The sequence below is a fragment of the Microtetraspora niveoalba genome (assembly GCF_001570405.1).
In the GTDB taxonomy this organism is placed as follows: Bacteria; Actinomycetota; Actinomycetes; order Streptosporangiales; family Streptosporangiaceae; genus Microtetraspora; species Microtetraspora niveoalba.
Genome location: NZ_BBYM01000009.1, coordinates 212,984 through 233,297 on the forward strand (window position 1 = coordinate 212,984; position 20,314 = coordinate 233,297).

Below are 20,314 nucleotides of genomic sequence, written 5' to 3' on the forward strand. Positions count from 1 at the left end.
GCGGCAACGGGCCCCAGGGGGCTGGCCTACACTGCCAACCGCGGTAACCGCACGGTATCGGTGATCGACACCGCGACGGGCGCCACTACTGCGAATATCCGGGTTGTTGGGAGTGGTTGGTCCAGTCCATCGGACGTCGTGGTCAGCCCGGACGGCACCCGCGCCTACACCGCCAACCCCGACCTCGGCTCCGTGTCGGTGATCGACACGGCGACCAACACGGTCACCGCCACGGTCGCGGCGCCTGGCACAACGCTCGTCGTCTCCCCCGACGGGAGGAAGGTGTATGTCACCGGCCAGGGTGCGGGGTCGGTTACGGTGATCGACACCGCGACCAACACCGTCAGCGCCAGGATTCCGGTCGCCGGTTACCAGGGCATAGCCGTCACTCCCGACGGCAGCCGCGTCTACGTCTCCCATTGGAGTGAGCACGGCGTGTCGGTGATCGACACGGCGACCAACAGGGTTGTCGCCGTCGTGCCCACAACCGGTGGCTGCTACGGATTGGCGGTGCACCCCGACGGCACCCGTGTGTACGTGGCCGACAACGAAGCCCAAATCGTGTCCGTCATCAACACCGCCACCAACACGATCAGCCGCTCCATCGGGGTGGGGTCGCCCCCTACCGGTGTGGCGGTCACCCCCGACGGAGCGGGCGTCTACGTCGGGTGTGAAGAGGGCCCGGTGTCATTGATCGACTCCGTCGGCAACAAGGTCGTGGCCACCATCCCGGTCTGGGACGCTGGCGCGCTGGCGGTCTCCCCGGACGGCACGTTCGTCTACGTCCCCGACTATTCGAAGCACACGTTGTCGGTCATCAACGTGGCCGGCAACACGGTGACCGGCACGGTCGCCGTCGGTCCCAATCCGTGCAGCGTCGCGTTCGGCCCGGGGGTTCCCCTCCGCACCGACACGCCCACTGTGGTCAAGGGCGCGCCCCTCAAAGTGCGCTACTCCACCGTGCCGGGCAATGTCAGGAGCACGAACTGGGTCGGCGTCTACCCCGACGACGGCGGCGCAACCATAGGGAAAAAGAATTCCTTCGTCTGGGCGTACGCGCCCAACGCCGCCGGCAGCGTCACCTTGGACACCGGCGGGGTGCCCGGGCCGGGCCGTTACGCGGCCTGGTACTTGTACAACGACGGCTACACCACCCTGGCCGGCCCGCTCACCTTCACCGTGACCTGAGCCCGTGACCGCGCGCCCGGTACGCACCACGTACAAGACGGCGTGGGTGTCCGGGCGCCGGAGACGAGCCATCACGGAACGGCGGGTCCGCTGGGGCGTGTCTGACGATCGGGAGTTCCCCGGCGGCGGGAGCGGTAGAGTCGGGCCTCATGCCGGAAATGCCGCGTGTGCTTGCCGTACAGAACCACACGAACGGGGGTCCCGGGCGGTTCGGGGAATGGCTGGACGCCGCCGGGGTCGCCGTCGACGTGGTCACCGCCTTCGACGGGTCCGCCCTCCCGTCGCGGTTGGAGCACGACGGCCTGATCGTGCTCGGCGGCGGTTACCTGCCGGACGAGGACGAGAAGGCGCCCTGGCTGCCGGCCACCCGCGCCCTCGTCGAGCAGGCCCTCGCCCGGTCGGTGCCGTTCTTCGGCATCTGCCTCGGCGGGCAGATGCTGGCCTCGGTCGGCGGCGGGAAGGTCCAGGGCGACGCCGGGGCACCCGAGCACGGCAGCACGTCCATCACCATGAGGGCCGAGACGGCGGACGACGTGCTCTTCGGCGGGCTGCCCGCCGCCGTCCCGGCGATCGAGAACCACATCGACGCCATCACGGCCCTGCCGCCGGGCGCGGTCTGGCTGGCCGAGACCGAACGTTGCCCCTACCAGGCATTCCGGCTGGGCGACCGCGCCTGGGGCGTGCAGTTCCACCCCGAGGTGGGGGCCGAACGCATCCGGCAGTGGGATGTCGAGTACACCCGCCGACGGGGTCTCGACCTCGACGAGTTGTACGCCGCCGCCGTGAGCGACGACCCGCTCTCGCGGGCCGCCTGGAGTGAGGTGGCCGCCCGTTTCGCCACCTTGGTCAAGGAAGGACGTTCCTAGGCCAGAAGGCGGGCGATGACACGGTCGAGTGCGTCGAGGTCCGCGGGATCCAGCGCGAGCAGCGCCGGGGGTGGCGCGCCGAGAATGCGTTCGGCGACGTCGGCGGCGCGCACGCCTTCGGGAGTGACCGAGACGATCTTGGCTCGCCGGTCGTCCGGGTGGGGAGCGCGCTCGACCAGCCCGCGCCGTTCCAGGTCCGCGACCACGATCGTGGTGTACGGGGCGTCTGTGGTGAGCCGCTCGGCGAGCCGCCGCAGCGTCAGCGGTTCCGCGGCGACGAGGCGCAGGGCCTTCACCCGGATGAAGCTCATGCCGAGCGTGTCGCACACCTCTTTGCGCCGCTCGTACCGGTCGAGCACCAGGCCGCGCATTCCCCGCCACACGCGCGCCGCCACGTTCTGATCGAGCCGTTCCGCGACCGGATCCATGGGAGGAAGCTCGTTCATCGCGACCTCACCGGCTCGTACGACGCCAGGCGCGCGGCGGTCCGTTCGGCGGTGGCCCTGGCCCAGGCGCTGGTGCTGACGAGGGCGAGGACCAGGACGAGCAGGCCGTACGCGGCGACGATCCACCAGGCGACGTGGCTGGCCCGGGTGAAGTCGGGGATGTGGACGGCGGAGGCGACCACCGACCCGGCGATGGCGACTCCGAGCGACTGCCCCACCTGGCGGCTGGTCGAGGCGACGGCGGCGGCGACCCCGGCCTGCGAAAGCGGCATCCCGGAGACGGCGGTGTTGGTGATCGGCGGGTTGACCACCGCGAAGCCGAAGCCGAAGATCAGGTAGATCGCCAGCAGGACCGGGATGGGCGTGGTGACGGTGACCTGCGCGAGCAGTACGCCGGCCACGGCGATGCAGGCGCCGCCCGCGAGGAGCGACATGCGGGGGCCGCGCGCGCCGACCAGCCGCCCGGAGAGCGGCCCGAAGATCAGCGTCGCCAGCGCGGTGGGCAGCATGCAGAGCCCGGCGTGCAGGGCGGACAGGCCGCGGATGTCCTGCAGATAGAGCGTGTTGACGAAGAGGAAGGTGCCGAGCCCGGCGAAGCCCGCCACCGCGATGGCCGCCGCCCCCGAGAACGGGGCGCTGTGGAAGAAACGCACGTCGATGAGCGGCTCCGCGCGGCGCGACTCGTACACGATCAGCCCGACGAGGGAGAGCAGGGCGACGGCGAAGCACCCGATGGTCAGGCCGGACGTCCAGCCCAGGCCGGGCCCCTCGATGATCCCGTACGTCAGGGAGGCCAGCAGGACGATGACGAGCGCCTGACCCAGGGGATCGGTCCTGCGAGGCCTGTCGGACCTGGACTCGGGGACGAACCTCCAGGTGAGGAGCACGGCGACCAGGCCGATCGGCACGTTGATCCAGAAGATGGACCGCCAGCCGACGCTGTCGGTGAGGAGGCCGCCGACGACGGGGCCGAGCGCCATGCTGATGCCCACGACGCCGCCCCACACCCCGATCGCCTGGGCGCGTTCGCGCGGGTCGGTGAAGGTGTTGGTGATGATCGACATCGCCACGGGGTTGAGCATCGACCCGCCGACCGCCTGGAGGGCGCGGAACGCGATCAGCCATTCCAGACTGGGGGCGAGGCTGCACAGCAGTGAGGCGGCGGTGAAGACGAGCAGCCCGATCTGGAAGACGCGCCGCCGCCCGACGCGGTCGCCGGTGGAGCCCGACAACATCAGCAGGCTGGCGAGCGTGAGCGTGTACGCGTCGATCGTCCACTGCAGCCCGGAGACGGGGGCGCGCAGGTCGCGTCCGAGGGAGGGGAGCGCCACGTTCACGATCGTGTTGTCGAGGGACACGATCAGCAGGCTGGTGCAGCAGATGAGCAGCACCAGGATCCGCCGGCGGCGATTCATTAGTTGCACTATTACAACGGTACGCCCAACGAAGAGCGGATGCCCAACCGCGCCCCCGCGCGGGAGGCCGCCCGCGCCGGCGGCCTCCCGGGGGTGCTCAGATCTCCAGGCGCTCCTCGATGGCCCGGAGGTGATGGCGGGCCATCGCGAGATTGGACCTGTTGCGATCGAGGGCCAGGTAGAGGAAGAGGCCCTTGCCGCTGCGGCCGGTGACCGGGCGGATGATGTGGTACTGCGTGCCGAGGGTGATGAGGATGTCCTCGATGGCGTCCTTGAGCTGGAGCGACTCCATCGTGCGGAGCTTGGCCTTGACGACCTCGGTGTTGCCCGCGGCCGCGACCTGGAGGTCGAGGTCCTTGGACCCGCCGAGGGTGCCGAGGGCCATGCCGCTGCCGTAGTCCACGACGCACGCGCCGAGGGCGCCGTCGATGCCCATCATCTCCTTGAGCGAGATGTCGATGTTCGTCATCGCTGTCTCTCCTGTTCTGCTGGAACGGCTATGCGCGTTCGACGATGGCGGCGAGCTTGGCCGCCGTTTTGCGGCCCTCGATCCGGAGCAGGCCGAGGTTGGCCCCCGGCCCGGCGAGAACGGCGAGGACGAGCTTGGGACCCGCGGCGTAGCAGGCGGCGTGCCCGCGCGTGCCGGAGATGAGGGTCTCCTCGAGGGCACCGACCTGGACGAGGTCGGTCATCCTGCGGGCCATCGAGAGGAGCGCCGAGGAGAGCGCCGCCGTCTGCTCGGTGTGGCCGGCGATGTCGGTCGCCACGAGCATGCCGTCCACCGTGCAGGTGAGCGTGCCGGTGATCTCGGGCGCGCGTTCCCTGAGGAGGAGCATCTCCCCGTGTATTTCGCCGCGTAGATCCATCGAAATGCCCTTTCCGGCCCGCTTGAGCCAGGTGATCACTGCAGCGCCTCCAGTGCGTCACGCAGCCTGATGAGCAGGTTCACGTCGGTGGGGTCGGCGCTGACCTGCGGCAGGTGCGGCTGCGCGGCGTCTCGTCCGGCTCCGGGGCGCAGCTCGGCCCGCGGGCCGGACCGTTCCGCGCGTTTCGGCAGCGCCGGGCGGGGCTGCCCGGCGGAGTCGGCCCGCGTCGCGAGCAGCCCCGCCGCGCCCAGTTCCCGTACGGCGAGCAGGGTCGAGTAGGCGGGACGCCCGAGGCGGCGGGCCAGTTCCGCGGGTGTGGCGGTGGTGTCCGCGCCGAGCAGCACCTCCCACTGCAGGGCGGTCAGCACCACGTGCCTGCCGGGGATGCGCCGGACGGGGATCACCGGTTGCGTGTCGAGTTCGCTCGACGGCCATGCTCGGTCCAATCGGGCCTTCCTCCGCCGGCACTCTTGGAAGAGGCCGGGCACGTCGAAGAACCAGTGCGTGCCGAGCCAGTGCCGCTCCCCGTCCCTGAAGCGGGACCGGGGCACGGCCGCGCCGGGCGCCGGGGCGAGCGCCGGTTCGAGCAGGAAGAACGAGGCGTCGAGGGTGGCTCCCAGGACGCAGAACTCCAACTCGCCCCGGGTGAGGACACCGTCGCCGACCAGCGTGTCCCCGCCGCTGGGCGGCTCGGTCCGCGCGACCGCGGCCTGGCGCGCCTTCCTGACCGCGCCCGCGCTGATCCGCCCGGAGGCGGTCAGCAGCTCCTCCACTCCCGGCGTGCCGGTGCACTCGGCGTACGACACCCGCCCCCGGGTGAGGAAGATCGTGCCGGCGCGGCCGATCCGGAGGGAGCCGGTGGCCCTGTCCTGCGCGAGTCCGGCGAGTACGGAGTCGAGGGTCGCGATGGCCATGGGTCACGAGGCGATCAGCCGGTGGGAGATGGCCTGGAGCCGGCGCAGGGCGAGCGCGAGGTTCGCCCGGTCGGGGTCCAGCCGGAGGCAGATGAGCAGCGGGCCGTCGAACATCGTCTCCATGGGCTTGATCAGGTGGTACGCCCGGTCCGTGGTGACGATCACGTCCTCGATGCGGATCGTTCCATCGGGCGTCGAGAGGGCGAGGCCGTCGAGCGTGGCCCGGAACGCCTCGCTCAGCCCGGCGGCCGACCCCTCCGGATACGGGACCCCCTCGGCGGCGACGGCCATGCCGCTCGTGTGGTCCACGAGGATCGCGTCAAGGGCGCCGGGGATCGTCATGGCCTCGGAAAGGCAGTCCTCTATCCCGATCACGCGCAACTCCCTCGCCGGGTCGTCGGTACGGCCCGGCCAACACTAGAGAAGCCGCCGCGCGCGCAGCCCTAACGATCAATCCCGATTAGAGGTGAGTTATAAGGATTAGCCATTCAAGGAGGAGAAATCACCAACCACATAGAAGACTTGTATTTACGGGTGATTGTGAAGATTGTTCGGATATTTTGGGTTACGGGTAGGGGAGAATAGGAGTTATGGAACGAGTCCTGGTCAGCGCGTGTCTCCTCGGCCGCCGGGTGCGTTACGACGGCGGCGCCAAGACGAGCGAGGACGAGTTGCTCGCCGCCTGGAGCTCCGAAGGGAGAGTCATCCCGTTCTGCCCGGAAGTGGCGGGCGGGCTTCCCGTGCCCCGGCCGCCGGCGGAGATCGAGGGCGGCGCGGGCGGCGACGCCGTGCTCGCCGGGACCGCGCGCATCCTGACGCCGGACGGCGACGACGTGACCGAGGCGTTCGTGGCGGGCGCGCGGCGGGCGCTCGACGCGGCGCGGGCCGCCGGCGCCCGGGTCGCGATCCTCAAGGAGGGCAGCCCGTCGTGCGGCTCGCTGCGCGTCTACGACGGCACGTTCTCCGGGAACAGCACGCCAGGCCGGGGCGTGACCACGGCGCTCCTCGAACAGCATGGCATCCGCGTCTTCAACGAGGACGACATAGCCGGGGCGGCCCGCCACCTCGGGGAGAGATGACCGCCGAGATCAGGGGGACAGCGGGTCGGCGCCGGAGTCGACGATCACCGCGTTCTCGTCCGGCTTGAACACCAGGACGTTCTCGACGTACGACCGGAGGGCGACGTCGAGTCCCACGTCGCCGCCGGCCGCCTCGGACAGGAACCAGCGGTGGTCGAGCACCTCGTGGAAGAGCTGCGCGGGCTCCAGCTTGCGCCGCAGCTCGGCCGGGATCCCGCTCACCACCGGGTGGAAGACCTCGGCCAGCCAGCGGTGGGCCACGATCGCCTCGTCCTCGTGGCGCAGGCCGTTCGACACCCGGAACGCGTCGAGGTCGTTGAGCAGCCGCCTGGCCTGGTTCTCCTCCACGTCCAGGCCGGTCAGCCGCAGCAGGCGGCGCTGGTGGTGCCCGGCGTCCACGACCTTGGGCCGCACGAGGAGCCGCCCCGTGCCCGCCTTCCTGCGGACCATCATCTCCGCGACGTCGAAGCCGAGCGAGTTCAGCCGCCTGATCCGCTGGTCCACGATGTGCCAGTCGACCTCCTCGATGATCTCGTCGGAGTTGAGCTCGCTCCACAGCCGTTCGTACCGTTCGACGATCTGCTCGGCGAAGACCAGCGGGTCGATCGACGGGTGCAGCAGGTCGCCCGCCTCCAGGTCGAGCAGCTCGCCGTAGATGTTGACGTGCGCGACGTCGATGTCGTGGGTCCGCTGCCCCTCGCTGATCATCGGGTGCAGCTCGCCGGTCTCCGCGTCCACCAGGTACGCGGCGAAGGCCCCGGCGTCGCGGCGGAACAGCGTGTTGGACAGCGAGCAGTCGCCCCAGTAGAAGCCGGTCAGGTGCAGCCGCACGAGCAGCACGGCGAGGGCGTCGAGCAGCCGGGTCAGCGTGTCGGGCCGGACCGCGCCCGACAACACGGCCCGGTAGGGGAGCGAGAACTGCAGGTGCCGGGTGATGAGCGCGGAGTCCAGCTCGGTGCCGTCCGCGGCCGTGCGCCCGGTGACGACCGCGACCGGTTCGACGGCGGGGGCGTCCAGCCGGGCGAGGTCCCACAGCAGCTTGTACTCCCGCTTGGCGTACCGCTCGCTGATCTCCTTGATGGCGTAGACGCGCCCGGACAGCCGGGCGAACCGGACGACGTGCCGGGAGATGCCGCGCGGCAGGGTGACCAGGTGGTGGTCGGGCCACTCCTCCAGCGGGACGTCCCAGGGGAGCCGGATCAGGTCGGGGTCGCCGGGGGCGCCGATCATCTGCAGGGGCACCGTTCGCTCCTCTTCGAGGGGATTCGTGATCCAGTCTCGCGGATAGAGTCACAGACCATGACGCTGCTGGATGAGTTCATCGGCTGGTACTTCGCGGAGAGCCCGGTGCGGGCCGCGCTGCTCGGAGCCGACGGGTACGACCACACACTGGGCGACTTCTCCGAGGCCGCCTTCACCGCCAGGGAGCGCGCCGCCGAGGGCTGGCTGGAGCGGCTCTCCGCGCAGGCGGACCCCGCCGCGACCGCCGACGACGAGATCGACCGAGAGCTGGTCGTCTCCCACCTGCGGGGGGCCGTGGCGAGCGCCCGCTGGCCCGAGTGGCGGCGCGATCCCGCGCCCTATCTGGGGACGATCTTCGGGGCGCTCTTCACGCCGTTCCAGCAGCGGCTGAAGCCGGAGGCGGAGCTGGTCGGGGACGCGATCGCCCGGCTGGCCGAGGTGCCCGGCGTGCTCGCCGCCTGCCGTGAGAACCTCGCCCCCGACCTCGCCGCCGACCTGCTGGTCGCGCGCGGTCTGGGCCAGGCGCGCACGGGGCGGGCGTTCCTCACCGAGACCGTCCCCGGCCTGGTGGCCGACCCGGCGCTGCGGGCGCGGCTGGCGGCGGCGGCCGAGCCGGCCGCGGCGGCGTTCGACGGGTTCGTCGCCTTCCTCGAAGGGTTCACCGCGGGCGGCACCTGGCGCATGGGGGAGGAGCTCTACTCCACGCTGCTGCGCGAGCGGGAGCTGCTCGGGTACGGCGCGGCCGAGCTGCACGAGAAGGGCCGCCGGGCCTGGGACGACATCGACGCCCGGATGCGCGAGGTCGCCCCGCGGGTCGGCTCGGGAGAGTGGGGCCAGGACTGGCGGGCGGCGATGGAGTCCCTCATGGACGACCACCCCGAGACGCTCGAGGCGATGCGCGCCGAGTACGAGGCCGAGACGCTGCGCGCCCGCGACTTCGTCCGCGAGCGCGGCCTGGTGACCTTCCCCGAGGGGGAGGAGTGCCAGGTGCTGCCGTCGCCGGAGTTCCAGCGGCCGATCCTCTCGGTGGCCAGCTATCTGGCGCCGCCGCCGCTCAGCGCGTCCAGGGAGGGCGTGTTCTACGTGCCGTTCACGCCGGACGGCTTCACTCCCGAGCAGGTACGGCAGCGCCTGCGCACCAACTGCCGGGCGCAGATGCCGTCGATCGCGGTCCACGAGGCGTATCCGGGGCACCACTGGCACCTGGCGTGGATGGCGGCCAACCCGCGGAAGGCGCGCAAGATCTTCCGCACGCCGTACTTCACGGAGGGCTGGGCGCTGTACGTGGAGGGCGTGCTGCACGAGCAGGGGTACTTCGACACCCCGGCGACCGAGCTGGCCCACCTGGACTGCCGGATCTTCCGCGCGGCCCGGATGGTCGTGGACACCGCCCTGCACTGCGGCGACATGACGATCGAGCAGGCCGAGGAGTTCATGGCGACCAAGGCGTCGTTGTCGCCGGGCACCGCCAAGGGCGAGGTCAACCGCTACTGCGCCTGGCCGACCCAGGCGCCCTCGTACCTCACGGGGGCGCTGGAGATCGGGCGGATCCGCGACGACTTCGGCGGCGACCAGCGCAAGTTCCACGACCAGATCGCCGGGAGCGGCGGCCTTCCCCTGGGCCTGGCCCGGCGGGCGGTCATCCCGGGCTGAACGCGCGCTCGACCACGGCGGCGAGCTGCTCGTCGGTGAGGACGGCGGGGGTGCCGACGCCGAGCGCCCGCACGTAGACCTCGCACAGCCACTCCAGCAGGCGGGTCGCCTCGAACGCCTTCTCCAGGGTCGATCCGATGGTGACCCCGCCGTGGTTGGCCAGCAGCGCGGCCTGCTTCCCCGCGAGGGCGGCGCGCACGTTCGCGGCCAGCTCCGGCGTGCCGTACGTGGCGTAGGGGGCGACGCGGACCGCGCCCCCGAGCAGCAGCGCGTTGTAGTGGATCGGGGGCAGCTCGGTCATGGTGGTGGCGACCACGGTCGCGAAGACGGAGTGGGTGTGCACGACGGCGCGGGCGTCGGTCGAGGCGTAGACGGCCAGGTGCATCGGCGTCTCCGACGACGGCCGCGCCTCGCCCTCGACGGGGTTGCCCTCCAGGTCGAGGACCGGGCAGTCCTCCGGGTTGAGCCGGTCGAGAGCCACCCCGGAGGGGGTGACCGCGACCAGGTCGCCCTGGCGGACGCTCAGGTTGCCCGAGGTTCCGATGACCAGCCCCAGCTTCGCCGCCTTGTGGCCGTACTCGCACAGTTCCCGCCGAAGATCCCACATGGCGCCCAACCTAGTATGAGATCCGGTCTATACCAGTTCTGGTCCGATCATCCTACTTTTTATAGGGCCTTTTACCTGGACAAACATCGATATACCCTCCGACTGTCGGCCGGGGGTGATCGCGGTCGGATCACAGATTGGTCTAGACCGAACCGGGACTCTTGACGCGGTTGGCGGCCCGCCGTACGTTCCAGCAATCGTTTAGGAAACTTTCCTAACTGTCCCCCCAGGAGAGTTGGATGACCAACACGCCTCGCGAGATCACCCGGCGCCAGATGATGCACCGCATCGGCCTCACCGCACTCGTCGCCGGCCCCACGGCCGGCCTCCTCAGCGCCTGCGCCACCTCGGGCGGGAGCACTCCGGAACCGGCCGCCTCCACCGGTGGCGGCGCGGCGAAGTCCGACTCCAACCCGTTCGGCGTCAAGGCCGACGCTCCCCTCGAAGTCGTGATCTTCAAGGGCGCCTACGGCGACGAGTACGCGACCCAGTCGCACGAGCCGCTGTACGTCAAGGAGTTCCCGCAGGCGAAGATCACCCACCAGGGCATCCAGACGATCGCGCAGACCCTCACGCCGCGCTTCGCCAGCGGCGACGTGCCCGACGTGGTGAACAACTCCGGCACCGACAACCTGGACACCGGCTCCCTCGTCGCGGCGGGGCAGCTCCTCGACCTCACCCCGCTCTACGAGGCGCCGTCGATCGACGACCCGAGCAAGAAGGTGAAGGACACCCTCGTCCCGGGGACCATCGAGTCCGGCCTGGTCGGCGACCCCGCCAAGCCGTACATCCTCAACTACGTCTACACCGCGTACGGCCTCTGGTACGACGCCAAGCTCTTCGAGAAGGAGGGCTGGACCCCGCCGAAGACGTTCGACGAGTTCAAGACCCTCGCCGACAAGATCAAGGCCAAGGGCATGACCCCGTACGCGTACGCCGGCAAGAACGCCTCGTACTACCAGTACTGGATGATCCTGATCAGCGCGGCGAAGATCGGCGGCAACCAGGTCCTGATCGACATCGACAACCTCGCCGACGGCGCCTGGACCAACGACGCCGTCAAGCAGGCGGCGGCGGCCTGGGCCGAGATCGGCAAGTACATGGACAAGTCCTACGAGGGCCTGATCCACACCGAGGTGCAGACCCAGCAGAACCAGGGCAAGGTCGCGCTCTACCCCTCCGGCTCGTGGCTGGAGCCCGAGCAGGCCAAGGACACCCCGGCCGGCTTCGAGTACGCCATGGCGCCCACCCCGTCGGTCAGCGCGTCCGACGCCATGCCGTACGAGGCGATCCGGGCCGTGGCGGGCGAGCCGTACGTCCTCCCGGCCAAGGGCAAGAACATCAACGGCGGCCTGGAGTACATGCGCGTCATGCTCTCCAAGGAGGCGGCCAAGGCCTTCACCGAGAAGACCAAGAGCCTCACCGTCGTGGTCGGCTCCACCGAGGGCCTCACCCTGTCGCCGGGCACCGCGAGCGTGGTGGAGGTCCAGACGGCCGCCGGCGCCAACGTGGTGACCTGGTCCAGCTTCGAGCAGTGGTACAAGGAGCTGGAGACCGAGCTGCGCAAGCAGACCAACGCGCTCATGTTCGGCCGCATCACCGCCGAGCAGTTCTGCACCAACATGCAGAAGGCCGCGGACAAGACCAAGGCCGACAGCTCGGTCACCAAGCAGAAGCGGACCGCGTGATCCCATGCGGCATGGCAAGCTGTCTCAGGCCTCCTCGCCGATGGCGCTGAGGAGATACGGGTTCATCCTGTCCTTCCTCGCCGCGCCGCTGGTCCTCTACGTCGTCTTCGTGATCGCGCCGTACATCCAGGCGTTCCAGATCGCGTTGACCAACTGGAAGGGCATCTCGCCGGACTTCGACTACGTCGGCCTCGAGAACTTCGGGCGGATGTTCGACGACGACGTCTTCTGGCAGGCGGTGCGCCATCACGGGCTGCTGCTGCTCGTCATGCCGCTGGCCACCATCGCCATCGCGCTGTTCTTCTCGTTCCTCCTCAACGTCGGGGGCGGGCAGGCGAACGGGCGGCGCACCGGTGTGCGCGGGTCGGCCTTCTACAAGATCGTGTTCTTCTTCCCGCAGGTCCTCGCCGTCGCCATCGTCGGCGTGCTGTTCCAGGCGATCCTGCGCCCGGACAAGACCGGCGTGATCAACAACGCCCTCGGGGCCGTCGGCGTCGACCCCGTGGGCTGGTTGATCAACCCCGACCTCGCCCTGTGGACGATCATGGGCGTGATGGTCTGGCAGGCCGTCGGCTTCTACGTCGTGCTCTTCTCCGCCGGCATGTCCTCCATCCCGTCCGAGGTGTTCGAGGCGGCGGCGCTGGACGGGGCGGGGCGGTTCACGCTCTTCTTCAAGATCACCCTGCCGCTGCTCTGGGACACGCTCCAGGTCGGCTGGGTCTATCTCGGCATCGCCGCGTTCGACGGGTTCGCCCTGGTCCAGGTCCTCTCCGTGGACCGGGGCGGCCCGGACAACGCGACCACGGTGCTGCCGCTGGAGATCTGGCGCCAGGCGTTCACCTTCTCCAAGTACGGCTACGCCTCGGCGATGGGCGTCGCCCTGTTCTTCCTGACCCTGACGTTCGCCGTCCTCACCCTGCGGGTCACGCGGCGCGAGAGGATCGAGTTCTAGACATGACACGTCCCCCGCAGCGGCCGGGCGGCCGGGTCGGCGTCTTCGGCACGCTTTCGCACCTGGCCCTGGTCGTCTGGGCGATCCTGGTGATCTTCCCGATCATCTGGACGTTCCTCGGCTCCTTCAAGACCAACACCGAGATCTTCGGCGAGCACCCCCTGGGGCTGCCGGCCACCTTCCACTGGGACGCGTGGGGCCGGGCCTGGGCCAAGGCGCACATCGGCCAGTACCTGATCAACACCGTGATCGTGGTGGCCCTGTCCACCTTCTTCACGATGCTGCTCAGCTCGATGGCGGCGTACGTGCTGGCCCGCTACCGGTTCCCCGGCAGCAGGCTGATCTACCTGCTGTTCGTCTCCGGCCTGTCGTTCCCGGTCTTCCTCGCGCTGGTCCCGCTGTTCCTCACCGTGAAGAACCTCGGGCTGCTCGGCACGCACACCGGCGTGGTCATCGTCTACGTCGCGTACTCGCTGCCGTTCTCGGTGTTCTTCCTGACCGCGTTCTTCAAGACGCTGCCGACCACGGTGGCCGAGGCCGCGATGATGGACGGCGCCTCGCACACCCGCACGTTCTTCCAGGTCATGCTGCCGATGGCGAAGCCCGGCCTGATCAGCATCACGATCTTCAACATCCTGGGCCAGTGGAACCAGTACCTGCTGCCGATCGTGCTGCTGCCGGGCAACGCCCAGGACAAGTGGCTGATCACCCAGGGCATCGCCAACATCTCCACCAACGCCGGCTACGAGGCCGACTGGGCGGGGCTGTTCGCGGCGCTCAGCATGGCGATCATCCCGATGCTGATCGTCTACATCGTCTTCCAGCGGCAGATCCAGTCGGGGCTGACCGCGGGCGCGCTGAAATAGCGCGGCACACCCGTCTCGTGATCTCCTTGTCCGCATGGGCGAACCGACCACGTGGCAGACCGACGGCGACACGCTCCGCAGGACCGTGACCGCTCCCGACTTCCGTACCGCCATCGCGATCGTGAACGAGATCGCGGAGGAGGCGGAGAAGATGAACCACCATCCCGACATCGACATCAGGTGGCGCACCCTGCACCTCGCGCTCACCACCCACGACGCGGGCGGCCTGACCGAGCTGGACCACACGCTCGCCGCCCGCATCGACGAGATCGCGGCCGCGCACGGGGCGGCGTGATCTCCCGCTGACCGTCAGTCGAACAGACCGGGCGGCGGCACGGGCGAGACGACCGGTTCGCCGTCCCTGATCGGGGCGGCGCCGGCGACGAAGTTCGTCAGCTCCCTGCCGTACAGGCAGCGGGCCTGGGTGAGGCCGCCCGCGCCCCGCCGGGTGACCGCCTCGACGGGCAGTTCCCCGGGCGACGCCGCCACGATCAGGTTGCCGAAGCGCCGGCCCCGCAGGATGCCGGGCTCGGCCAGCAGCAGGACGTGGCGGAACGCGCCGAGCACGGTGGCGAGCAGCCGCCGGGCGAACGGCAGGCCCTTCCCGTCGGCCACGTTGATCAGCAGCGTGCCGTCCGGGCGGAGGATCCGCCGCACCTCGGCCAGATATTCGGCGGTGGCCAGCTCGGCCGGCATCACGGCGCCGGAGAACGCGTCGAGGACGAACAGGTCCGCGGACGCGTCGTCCAGCCCGGCGGCGGCCGTCCGCCCGTCGAGCACCCGCACCTTCAGCCGGGGCACCGACTTCAGCCGGAGCTGCTCGCGGACGAGCCGGACCAGCCCGGCGTCCGGCTCGATCACGATGTGCCGGGAGCCGGGCCGCGTCGCCGCGAGGTAGCGGGGCAGTGTGCAGGCCCCGCCGCCGACGTGCACGGTGTCGAGCGGCCCCTCGGGGAGGCAGCCGATCACCTCCGCCATCAGCCGCACGTAGTCGAAGTCGAGGTAGGTCGGGTCGGCCAGGTCCACGTACGACTGGGCGACGCCGCTCATGACGAGCATCCACCCGTCGGGCCGGTCGAGGTCCCGCAGGAGCTCGACCTCGCCGTACGTCACGGGATAGCGGCCCTGCACCGGTTCTCTCAACCTTTTGCCCCCTATGCGTGGTATATCGGGGGGAGCACTCCGACCCCCCAGGAGAAACCGTATGCGCAGACGAGCGCTGCTCGCCCTCGTCGGGGTGGTCGTCGCCATCATCGTCACGAGCGTCACCGGGCTCGTCCTGCGGGCAAGGGACGAGGCCGGGGCCGGCCCCCACACCGAGCTCGTGATCGGGGCCCCGTCATCGCCGCCGCCGTCGCCGACGCCGGAGGAGCGGCGGGTGGAGGGCACCCCGGAGGAGACGGCCGCCACATACCTGGACGACTGGCGGACCGGCGACTACGAGTCGATGCGCGAGCTCGTGGACGAGCCGCCCGCCGACTTCGCCGACCGGCACCGCCTGCTCGACGACGCCGTCTCCGCCCGGCTCGTACGGCTCACGCCCGGCGAGGTCACCATGACCGGGCAGGACACGGCCGAGATGCGCTTCAGCGGGTCGCGGAAGGTCGCCGGATACGACGGCGCGTGGGACTTCACCTCCACGCTGCGGCTGGCCGTACGGGACCTGAGCTGGAAGGTGCTGTGGAGCCCGGCCGTGATGCTCCCGGACCTGGCCGAGGGGGGCGAGCTGGTCCGGATCGACAAGCCGGTGTCCGCGACGCGCTTCCTCACCAAGGAGGGGCACGCGTTCCCGCACGACAACTACGCCGAGCCGTACCTCTCGGAGCTCGGCACGAGGATCCCGCCGTCGCCCTCCGGGGTGGAGGTGGGCTGGACCGTCGAGATCAGGAACCCCGGGCAGCCGTCCCGGGTGCTGCTGGAGAAGGACGCCCCCGCGCCGAAGGGGACCAGGACCACGATCGAGGCGTTCACCCAGGGGGCCGCGGCCCGCGCGCTCGACCCGGTCGACCGGCCGGCCGCGCTCGTCGCGGTGCGGCCGTCCACCGGCGAGGTGGTCGCGGTCGCCGACCGCCTCGGCGGCAGGGGCGCGTTCACCGGCAAGTACGCCCCGGGCTCCACCTTCAAGACCGTCACCGCCGCCGCGCTGCTGAACGGCGAGCTGACCGCCGACTCCCAGGTCCCCTGTCCCGCGACGTACACGATCCCGAACGGGCGGACCATCGAGAACTACCAGGGCAAGGACCACGGCACCGTCACGTTCCGTCAGGCGTACGCGCTGTCGTGCAACACGACGTTCGCGCAGCTCGCGGTCCAGAAGGTGAGCGCCGACCGGCTGGTGGAGCAGGCGGCCGCCTTCGGGTTCGGCGCGCGCCTGGCCACCGGCGTCGGGGGCACCTGCGGCAGCCTCACCCGGCCGGAGAACCCGGACGCGCTCGCCGAGGCCTCGTTCGGGCAGGGCACGGTGGAGGCGAGCCCGCTGTGCATGGCGACGGTCGCGGCGGCCGTGCAGAGCGGCGCCTGGCGGCCTCCGCGGCTGCTCCCGGCCGACGCGGCCGAGCGGGTGGAGGGGCACCCCCAGCCCGCGAGCGTCCCGCTGAGCGACGCGGCCGCGGCGGGGCTGCGGGCGCTGATGGGCGCGGTGACCACCGAGGGCACCGCGGCCGGCTCCGAGCTGCCCGGCGGCGTCTCCGGCAAGACCGGCACCGCCGAGGACTGGCAGCGCGGCCCGGACCACGCCTGGTTCATCGGATACCAGGGCGACCTGGCGTTCGCCGTGTTCGTGGAGCACGGCGGCACCGGGCGGAACGCGGCGGTGCCGGTCGCGGCGAGGTTCCTCCGCGCGCTGTAGCAAGGAGGTAGTAAAACATTCTCCAGAAGGTTCATTCGGCGGGAAACCCTTCACATTCGACCCCGGTCGTGAGGGAATCGTGTTGTCCCGGCTCAATGTGGAGGCGACATGGACCCGAACGCCGTGCACGAAGTCCTTGCCCGGCACCTGCTCGTCGACGGCTACCGGCTGGTGCTCGATCTGGACAGGAGTGCGGGCTCCTGGCTGGTCGACGCGCGCGACGGCCGGAGGTATCTCGACTTCTACACGTTCTTCGCCTCGTCGCCGATGGGGATGAACCCCTTCGCCGACGATCCCGAGTTCATGGCCCTGCTCGGACGCGTGGCCGCGAACAAGCCCGCCAACCCCGACCTCTACACCACCCACCTCGCCGAGTTCGCCGAGACCTTCCACCGTGTGCTCGGCGACCCCGAACTGCCCCACCTGTTCTTCGTCGAGGGCGGCGCGCTCGCCGTCGAGAACGCGCTGAAGTGCGCCTTCGACTGGAAGAGCCGCTGGAATGAGGCCCACGGCCGCCATCCCGGCCTCGGCACCAAGGTCCTCCACCTCACCCGCGCCTTCCACGGCCGCAGCGGCTACACCCTCTCCCTCACCAACACCGACCCGGTCAAGACCGACCGCTTCCCCAAGTTCCCCTGGCCGCGGATCGACGTGCCCGCGATCCACTTCGGCGACGTGGAGGCCGCGGAGGAGCGCTCCCTCGCCCAGGCGCGCGACGCCTTCGCCCGCAACCCCCACGACATCGCCTGCTTCATCGCCGAGCCCGTCCAGGGCGAGGGCGGGGACAACCACATGCGTCCCGAGTTCCTCCAGGCGATGCAGGACCTCTGCCACGAGCACGACGCCCTGTTCATCGTGGACGAGGTGCAGACCGGCGTGGGGCTGACCGGCACCCCCTGGGCGTACCAGCAGCTCGGCCTGGCGCCCGACATCGTGGTCTTCGCGAAGAAGGTCCAGGTGGGCGGGGTGATGGCGGGCCGCCGGGTGGACCTGGTCCCTGAGAACGTCTTCACCGTCAGCGGCCGGATCAACTCCACCTGGGGCGGAGGGCTGGTGGACATGGTGCGCTCGCGCCGCATGCTGGAGATCATCGAACGCGACGAGCTGATCCCGAAGGCCGCGATCCTGGGGGAGAAGCTGCTGTCCGGGCTCCAGACGCTGGAGGCCGAGGGGCTCGTCACGAACGCCAGGGGCCGCGGTCTCATGTGCGCGTTCGACGTGCCGGACCGCGCCGGCGTGATCGCCCGGCTCCGCGACGAGGGCGAGGCCGGGGTGCTGGTCCTCCCGTCCGGAGAGCGGTCGGTACGGCTCCGCCCGGCCCTGTCGGTGCAGCCGGACGAGCTGGAGTACGGCCTCGCCCGCCTCCGGGAGACCCTGACCCCGAGGTGACCCGGCCCGGCCTCAGCGGCCGGTGGAGGCGCGCCAGTGGCCGATCGCGGCGTTCCGCGACTCCACGCCGAGCTTGGCGTAGATGCGGTTCACGTGGTTCTTGACCGTCTTCTCGCTCAGGAAGAGGCGCTGTGCGATCTCACCGTTGGAGTGCCCCACGGCGATCAGGTCCATGACCTCGGCCTCGCGTTTGCTGAGGCTCGTGTGGGTGCGGTCGTCGACTCTCATCCGGCCTCCAGGGCAGACTCAAGATCGCCGAGGCCCCCCGCGCGTCCGGCGTAGCGGTTGAGAGCGAGCATAACGCGCAGAGGTCATGTTTTGTGGATCTTTTAGGTTGCCGGGCCCCAAAAGCCGACGGCCGGTCCTTTCGGACCGGCCGTCTCGCGGGTGAGTGATGGGACTTGAACCCACGACATCCAGGACCACAACCTGGCGCTCTGCCAGCTGAGCTACACCCACCATGTCCGCCGCTCTCGGCGGCGTACGAGAAAAGTGTAGCGGTATTTCGGAGTCGTCATGCCGCACCGCGCCCCGAAACCTCGTGGCATCCGCCTCAGCCGGCGGAGATCGCCTCCGCGACCTCGCGGGCGGTGGCCGTGTCGGGGCCCGGCTGCGGCACGAAGACGGCCGCCCGGTAGTAGCGGAGCTCCCGGATGCTCTCGGTGATGTCCGCCAGGGCGCGGTGGCCGCCCTGCTTCTCCGGGGACGCGAAGTACGCCCGGGGATACCACCGGCGGGCCAGCTCCTTGATGGAGGACACGTCGATCATGCGGTAGTGCAGGAAGCCGTCCACCAGCGGCATGTCCCTGGCGATGAAGGAACGGTCCGTGGCGATCGAGTTGCCGCACAGCGGGGCCTTCTTGGGCTCGCCGATGTGGGACCGGATGTAGTCCAGGACCACGCTCTCCGCCTCCGCCAGCGTCACCCCCGTGGGGAGCGCGGTCAGCAGGCCCGAGGCGGTGTGCATCTCGCGCACCACCTCGGACATCTGGGCCAGCGCCTCGGGTGGGGGCTTGATGACGACGTCCACACCCTCGTCAAGCTGGTTCAGCTCGCCGTCGGTGACGATACAGGCCACCTCGACGAGCGCGTCACGGCCGAGGTCGAGCCCGGTCATCTCACAGTCGATCCAGACCAGCAGGTCAGTCATGAGACCCAGAGTAGTAGGGCGTTCAACTCACTTGGAGGGAGTCCACCACACGCTGGAGCACCGACTGGTCGAGATTGTCGGGCACCGAGGCGTAGAGCATGACCGGCTGCTGCCCGGCGCCCCGGTCCACCAGGACGAACGCGCCCTTCTCCGTCTGCCACTTCCAGCCGTTGCGCTTGGACTCCTCGGTGAAGTCCATCTGGAACTCGGTGATCCAGGCGTCGTGGCCGCTCACCTTGAGCGCCTTGTTGCTCAGGATCTTCCGCGCGTGCGGGGGCGAGTAGAAGTCCGGCTCGTAGGCGATCAGCGCCGCCCCGGCGAGGTTGCGCAGGTCCTGCGGACCGCTGTACGGGAAGAACGAGGGCAGCGGCGCGGCGAAGACCGAGGCGACCCAGTCGCCGTTCTGGCCGTCGAAGTTCTGCTGCGAGAGCGCCTGGTAGCCGCTCGACCACAGCGGCATCTTCTGGTTGTTCGGGTTGTTGATCTCGGCCGCCTTGGGCACGACCCACGGCTCGCCCGGATAGGCGTACGACAATCCGGTCACCGGGTCGGAGATCCGGCCGCCCGACGGCTGCGGCAGCTCGGTGAGCTGCTGCTGGGGTGGCGGCGACTCGGTCTCCTGGGGAGGGACGGTGCGGTCGAGCGGAGGCTCCGTAATCTCCGTTCCGGGCTTGGCGACCGCGCCGTCCGTCTGGGTCCGGACGACGAACAGCCCGGCGACCGCCACCACGGCGAGCACCACGACGACCGCGAGCCCGCCCAGCAGCCACGGCCAGGGCGACGACTGCTTCGGCGGCTGCGCCCCGAAGTCGGGAAGGGGAAGCTGCGCCGTCTGGGACGGAGGCGCCCACTGCGGCGCGCCGCCCTGCTGGGGAAAAGCGTCCTGCTGGGAAAGACCGCCCTGCTGACCGGGATCCTGCGGGGCGCCGACCTGCGGTTCCCTCGGATGCGTCGCGTCGGTCCACTGGGAACCGTCCCACCATCGCAATTGGGGAGAGCCGTACGGATCGGGATACCAACCGGCGGGCGTCGTCGTCATGCGGGCCACATTAGCAATCCTGGATACGTTCACGAGATTGCCGGAAAACGTCGTCTATCTCTGATGTTGATGTGTGTTCACGTGAAAGGACGGTCAAAGGGTGACC

The 20,314-nt window shown here is 70.2% G+C and carries 22 protein-coding genes and 1 tRNA gene; 10 read left to right on the forward strand and 13 right to left on the reverse strand.

Going from position 1 to position 20,314, the window contains the following annotated elements; genetic code table 11:
- Window positions 1-60 precede the first annotated feature (60 nt).
- A complete protein-coding gene (locus AWQ70_RS10010; RefSeq protein ID WP_245646881.1) occupies window positions 61-1,188 on the forward strand; it encodes a YncE family protein in 1,128 nt (375 codons plus the stop codon).
- 158 nt (window positions 1,189-1,346) lie between these two features.
- A complete protein-coding gene (locus AWQ70_RS10015; RefSeq protein ID WP_067173269.1) occupies window positions 1,347-2,054 on the forward strand; it encodes a type 1 glutamine amidotransferase in 708 nt (235 codons plus the stop codon).
- Here AWQ70_RS10015 and AWQ70_RS10020 read toward each other — a convergent pair.
- The 6 genes from AWQ70_RS10020 to AWQ70_RS10045 form a co-directional block, all read right to left on the reverse strand.
- Complete coding sequence (locus tag AWQ70_RS10020) at window positions 2,051-2,500, reverse strand: MarR family winged helix-turn-helix transcriptional regulator (RefSeq protein ID WP_245646883.1); 450 nt, start codon at window positions 2,498-2,500, stop codon at window positions 2,051-2,053. The two genes, AWQ70_RS10015 and AWQ70_RS10020, sit on opposite strands and share 4 nt — an antisense overlap.
- On the reverse strand, window positions 2,497-3,915 hold the full coding sequence (locus AWQ70_RS10025) for an MFS transporter (protein ID WP_067173271.1): 1,419 nt from the start codon (window positions 3,913-3,915) through the stop codon (window positions 2,497-2,499). Before AWQ70_RS10025 ends, AWQ70_RS10020 begins: the two co-directional genes overlap by 4 nt.
- Window positions 3,916-4,012: 97 nt before the next feature.
- Window positions 4,013-4,384, reverse strand: coding sequence for a hypothetical protein (locus AWQ70_RS10030; RefSeq protein ID WP_067173273.1), 372 nt, complete (start codon window positions 4,382-4,384; stop codon window positions 4,013-4,015).
- A gap of 28 nt (window positions 4,385-4,412) precedes the next feature.
- Window positions 4,413-4,751: a roadblock/LC7 domain-containing protein gene (locus tag AWQ70_RS10035; protein WP_245646885.1), complete on the reverse strand. Its 339-nt coding sequence runs from the start codon at window positions 4,749-4,751 to the stop codon at window positions 4,413-4,415.
- A 65-nt stretch (window positions 4,752-4,816) separates the two neighbouring features.
- On the reverse strand, window positions 4,817-5,695 hold the full coding sequence (locus AWQ70_RS10040) for a MarR family transcriptional regulator (RefSeq protein WP_067173276.1): 879 nt from the start codon (window positions 5,693-5,695) through the stop codon (window positions 4,817-4,819).
- Window positions 5,696-5,698: 3 nt separating this feature from the next.
- A complete protein-coding gene (locus AWQ70_RS10045; RefSeq protein ID WP_067173279.1) occupies window positions 5,699-6,070 on the reverse strand; it encodes a hypothetical protein in 372 nt (123 codons plus the stop codon).
- 215 nt (window positions 6,071-6,285) lie between these two features.
- Between AWQ70_RS10045 and AWQ70_RS10050 the strand changes: the two genes are divergently transcribed.
- Window positions 6,286-6,774 (forward strand): 2-thiouracil desulfurase family protein, encoded by a 489-nt coding sequence (locus AWQ70_RS10050; RefSeq protein WP_067173283.1) that lies wholly within the window; start codon window positions 6,286-6,288, stop codon window positions 6,772-6,774.
- Window positions 6,775-6,783: 9 nt separating this feature from the next.
- Here the strand turns inward: AWQ70_RS10050 and AWQ70_RS10055 are convergent, their stop codons facing one another.
- A complete protein-coding gene (locus tag AWQ70_RS10055) occupies window positions 6,784-8,016 on the reverse strand; it encodes a DUF4032 domain-containing protein (protein WP_174552374.1) in 1,233 nt (410 codons plus the stop codon).
- A gap of 57 nt (window positions 8,017-8,073) precedes the next feature.
- On the opposite strand from AWQ70_RS10055, the gene AWQ70_RS10060 reads away from it, so the two are divergent.
- Window positions 8,074-9,669 carry a DUF885 domain-containing protein gene (locus AWQ70_RS10060; RefSeq protein ID WP_067173286.1) on the forward strand — a complete coding sequence of 532 codons (1,596 nt, stop codon included), beginning with the start codon at window positions 8,074-8,076 and terminating at the stop codon, window positions 9,667-9,669.
- Here the strand turns inward: AWQ70_RS10060 and AWQ70_RS10065 are convergent.
- Entirely contained in the window at window positions 9,656-10,276 is a 621-nt protein-coding gene (locus tag AWQ70_RS10065) for a class II aldolase/adducin family protein (RefSeq protein ID WP_067173289.1), read from the reverse strand. The genes AWQ70_RS10060 and AWQ70_RS10065 overlap by 14 nt on opposite strands.
- A gap of 239 nt (window positions 10,277-10,515) precedes the next feature.
- Between AWQ70_RS10065 and ngcE the strand changes: the two genes are divergently transcribed.
- Genes ngcE through AWQ70_RS10085 form a run of 4 tightly spaced genes read left to right on the forward strand, consistent with a single transcriptional unit; the run spans window position 10,516 to window position 14,077 of the window.
- A complete protein-coding gene (gene ngcE / locus AWQ70_RS10070; RefSeq protein ID WP_067173292.1) occupies window positions 10,516-11,964 on the forward strand; it encodes an N-acetylglucosamine/diacetylchitobiose ABC transporter substrate-binding protein in 1,449 nt (482 codons plus the stop codon).
- A 40-nt stretch (window positions 11,965-12,004) separates the two neighbouring features.
- Entirely contained in the window at window positions 12,005-12,916 is a 912-nt protein-coding gene (locus AWQ70_RS10075; RefSeq protein WP_067173435.1) for a carbohydrate ABC transporter permease, read from the forward strand.
- Window positions 12,917-12,918: 2 nt separating this feature from the next.
- Complete coding sequence (locus AWQ70_RS10080) at window positions 12,919-13,782, forward strand: carbohydrate ABC transporter permease (RefSeq protein ID WP_067173295.1); 864 nt, start codon at window positions 12,919-12,921, stop codon at window positions 13,780-13,782.
- Between the two features lie 34 nt (window positions 13,783-13,816).
- The gene (locus AWQ70_RS10085; RefSeq protein WP_067173298.1) at window positions 13,817-14,077 is read left to right on the forward strand and encodes a 4a-hydroxytetrahydrobiopterin dehydratase; all 261 of its coding nucleotides are present in this window, start codon (window positions 13,817-13,819) and stop codon (window positions 14,075-14,077) included.
- A gap of 14 nt (window positions 14,078-14,091) precedes the next feature.
- Here AWQ70_RS10085 and AWQ70_RS10090 read toward each other — a convergent pair whose 3' ends face one another.
- Window positions 14,092-14,925 (reverse strand): spermidine synthase, encoded by an 834-nt coding sequence (locus AWQ70_RS10090; RefSeq protein ID WP_245646886.1) that lies wholly within the window; start codon window positions 14,923-14,925, stop codon window positions 14,092-14,094.
- A 61-nt stretch (window positions 14,926-14,986) separates the two neighbouring features.
- Here AWQ70_RS10090 and AWQ70_RS10095 point away from each other — a divergent pair, with 61 nt between their 5' ends.
- On the forward strand, window positions 14,987-16,630 hold the full coding sequence (locus tag AWQ70_RS10095; RefSeq protein WP_169808645.1) for a penicillin-binding transpeptidase domain-containing protein: 1,644 nt from the start codon (window positions 14,987-14,989) through the stop codon (window positions 16,628-16,630).
- 108 nt (window positions 16,631-16,738) lie between these two features.
- Window positions 16,739-18,019, forward strand: a complete 1,281-nt coding sequence (gene lat, locus AWQ70_RS10100; RefSeq protein ID WP_067173299.1) for an L-lysine 6-transaminase — start codon at window positions 16,739-16,741, stop codon at window positions 18,017-18,019.
- A 12-nt stretch (window positions 18,020-18,031) separates the two neighbouring features.
- Here the strand turns inward: lat and AWQ70_RS10105 are convergent, their stop codons facing one another.
- The 4 genes from AWQ70_RS10105 to AWQ70_RS40450 form a co-directional block, all read right to left on the reverse strand.
- On the reverse strand, window positions 18,032-18,247 hold the full coding sequence (locus AWQ70_RS10105; protein ID WP_067173301.1) for a helix-turn-helix domain-containing protein: 216 nt from the start codon (window positions 18,245-18,247) through the stop codon (window positions 18,032-18,034).
- Window positions 18,248-18,405: 158 nt separating this feature from the next.
- Window positions 18,406-18,478, reverse strand: a tRNA-His gene (locus AWQ70_RS10110).
- 94 nt (window positions 18,479-18,572) lie between these two features.
- Entirely contained in the window at window positions 18,573-19,169 is a 597-nt protein-coding gene (orn, locus tag AWQ70_RS10115) for an oligoribonuclease (RefSeq protein ID WP_067173302.1), read from the reverse strand.
- A gap of 22 nt (window positions 19,170-19,191) precedes the next feature.
- On the reverse strand, window positions 19,192-20,208 hold the full coding sequence (locus AWQ70_RS40450) for a DUF2510 domain-containing protein (protein WP_218004477.1): 1,017 nt from the start codon (window positions 20,206-20,208) through the stop codon (window positions 19,192-19,194).
- Between the last annotated feature and the right edge of the window lie 106 nt (window positions 20,209-20,314).

Coding starts and splice junctions, on each gene's coding strand:
- AWQ70_RS10065 (WP_067173289.1), bottom strand. CDS start 10,276: ATGTGGGATCTTCGGCGGGAACTGTGCGAGTACGGCCACAAGGCGGCG.
- ngcE (WP_067173292.1), top strand. CDS start 10,516: ATGACCAACACGCCTCGCGAGATCACCCGGCGCCAGATGATGCACCGC.
- AWQ70_RS10035 (WP_245646885.1), bottom strand. CDS start 4,751: ATGCTCCTCCTCAGGGAACGCGCGCCCGAGATCACCGGCACGCTCACC.
- AWQ70_RS10105 (WP_067173301.1), bottom strand. CDS start 18,247: ATGAGAGTCGACGACCGCACCCACACGAGCCTCAGCAAACGCGAGGCC.
- AWQ70_RS40450 (WP_218004477.1), bottom strand. CDS start 20,208: ATGACGACGACGCCCGCCGGTTGGTATCCCGATCCGTACGGCTCTCCC.
- AWQ70_RS10015 (WP_067173269.1), top strand. CDS start 1,347: ATGCCGCGTGTGCTTGCCGTACAGAACCACACGAACGGGGGTCCCGGG.
- AWQ70_RS10085 (WP_067173298.1), top strand. CDS start 13,817: ATGGGCGAACCGACCACGTGGCAGACCGACGGCGACACGCTCCGCAGG.
- AWQ70_RS10040 (WP_067173276.1), bottom strand. CDS start 5,695: ATGGCCATCGCGACCCTCGACTCCGTACTCGCCGGACTCGCGCAGGAC.
- AWQ70_RS10025 (WP_067173271.1), bottom strand. CDS start 3,915: ATGAATCGCCGCCGGCGGATCCTGGTGCTGCTCATCTGCTGCACCAGC.
- AWQ70_RS10020 (WP_245646883.1), bottom strand. CDS start 2,500: ATGAACGAGCTTCCTCCCATGGATCCGGTCGCGGAACGGCTCGATCAG.
- AWQ70_RS10075 (WP_067173435.1), top strand. CDS start 12,005: ATGGCGCTGAGGAGATACGGGTTCATCCTGTCCTTCCTCGCCGCGCCG.
- AWQ70_RS10060 (WP_067173286.1), top strand. CDS start 8,074: ATGACGCTGCTGGATGAGTTCATCGGCTGGTACTTCGCGGAGAGCCCG.
- AWQ70_RS10050 (WP_067173283.1), top strand. CDS start 6,286: ATGGAACGAGTCCTGGTCAGCGCGTGTCTCCTCGGCCGCCGGGTGCGT.
- orn (WP_067173302.1), bottom strand. CDS start 19,169: ATGACTGACCTGCTGGTCTGGATCGACTGTGAGATGACCGGGCTCGAC.
- AWQ70_RS10030 (WP_067173273.1), bottom strand. CDS start 4,384: ATGACGAACATCGACATCTCGCTCAAGGAGATGATGGGCATCGACGGC.
- AWQ70_RS10095 (WP_169808645.1), top strand. CDS start 14,987: ATGCGCAGACGAGCGCTGCTCGCCCTCGTCGGGGTGGTCGTCGCCATC.
- lat (WP_067173299.1), top strand. CDS start 16,739: ATGGACCCGAACGCCGTGCACGAAGTCCTTGCCCGGCACCTGCTCGTC.
- AWQ70_RS10080 (WP_067173295.1), top strand. CDS start 12,919: ATGACACGTCCCCCGCAGCGGCCGGGCGGCCGGGTCGGCGTCTTCGGC.